The 1,679-nt window shown below is 25.3% G+C and carries 1 protein-coding gene; it reads right to left on the reverse strand.

Annotation, left to right across the window (positions count from 1 at the left end; genetic code table 11):
• Positions 1-198, reverse strand: a 198-nt coding sequence (locus B6D18_RS12305) for a hypothetical protein (RefSeq protein ID WP_144064005.1), incomplete at its 3' end; no start/stop codon positions are given.
• Positions 199-1,679 lie beyond the last annotated feature (1,481 nt).

The following is a 1,679-nucleotide window of genomic DNA, read 5'->3' on the forward strand; positions in this document are numbered from 1 at the left end:
TATACTTGATACATCATTTTGTGGGGTTATCACAGTACCATTTGGTAATTTAATCGCTAGTAGCTCTTCTGTACTCGTTATTTTGCTGACACCATCAAAGGTTAAATAAGGCGCTGAACCTTGAATAATATTGGTCGTTTTAGTGGTTAATGCATAATTAGAAAAAGAGATAGACTGTAAAACAACCACGATTAACACGAAAACCATCTGCCGGGATAAAAAGGCTAAACCAATAAATTTTGAGAAATTTTGCCGAATTTGCTGGAAAAATAAATTGTAGGGAGATAATAGACCGTGCGAGCTTAACTTTAATGACGTTAAATTATAGGTTGGGCATGTTTGGTGTTTGGTGTTTGGTGTTGTAAATTATAATACATATCCGACATCCTTGTCAATTAAATTAATGATTTATTTACAATTTTATGCCTGTTGGCACAAAATTAATCCATTCATATAAATATATTATAAAAGTATAGTGATTGAAAAAAACCATGCAACTTATTTTAACTATTTAATTGTTAACTTTTGTAAAGTTTAATGTAATATTACACTTTAATTATGCTTTTAAAACCAATTTCGAAGAAGTTATTGGCGGGATTTTTTGGCTTTAAAAACCCCGTTCCTCAAATTTTTTATAATCGACCTTTATTATTTACTCTATGGTCAATCATTTCTTCATGATGAGATACCTTATTAAATTAATTTACCTAGAAATCTCAATTAATTAATGGTATGCATTTTTAGAATAATTGAATTCTTTGCTCTTTTATCCAATAAGCAAAAAACAACTACCTTTTTGAATAAAAAATCTTTATAAAATATCGACTAAATATTAAAGAAAACAACAAATTTATCCCAGAAAAACTGTACAAAAAGTAAGAAGAATAAAATTGGATTTTATTTTTCAAATTCAGATGTGCAGGCATATAAAGCATTAATATTATAAAAACAATAATAGTGCTTATCAAAGCACTTAAAAAAATTGTTCCAAGGAGAGTTAATATTAATTTTTTAAATTTAACTTGTGAATCAAATTCTCCAAAACAATTTAAAAGAATTATATTGAAAAGCTTATATAAAATTCCCCATACTAAAAAGGTTAACAATACAAATAGTAGCATTACGGTAATACTTGAACCAAATAATTCGTTGATTGCATAAGCATTTAGCAAAATAGTTTTAAGTGAAATATAAGACAAGAAAAAGCTATATATTTGAATGTGAATTCTTTTTATTACTATAGAATTAAACTCGATTACTGAAGAATAAAAAGGTATTATTTTAAATAATATAATTAAAATAATTAATATTGATATAATATCAAACCATTCTAGAAATGTAAGACATAAGGGAATATAATCATGATCGAAAAAACGAAAAATTATATTGCTTAAAATATAGTGTTCTAATATATAAAAAACATATCTAATTAAGGTATAAACGGTAATTAACAAACATATTCTTACCAAATTTTTTGACAAGTCATATATACGATATTTTTGAAAAAAATACAAAGCAATCATATAAACTAACAAATAATACGTTAGACTTCCCAATGTTATATGATAAACAAAAATATTATCATATCTATAACGTATAGTAATGTTGGCAAAATCGAAAAAGTTAATCATTGGAACTATCAACCAAATGAAATAACAAGCAAAAGTAAAAAGTAAAGG

The organism is Gilliamella sp. A7, assembly GCF_002142015.1.
Lineage (GTDB): Bacteria > Pseudomonadota > Gammaproteobacteria > Enterobacterales > Orbaceae > Gilliamella > Gilliamella apis_A.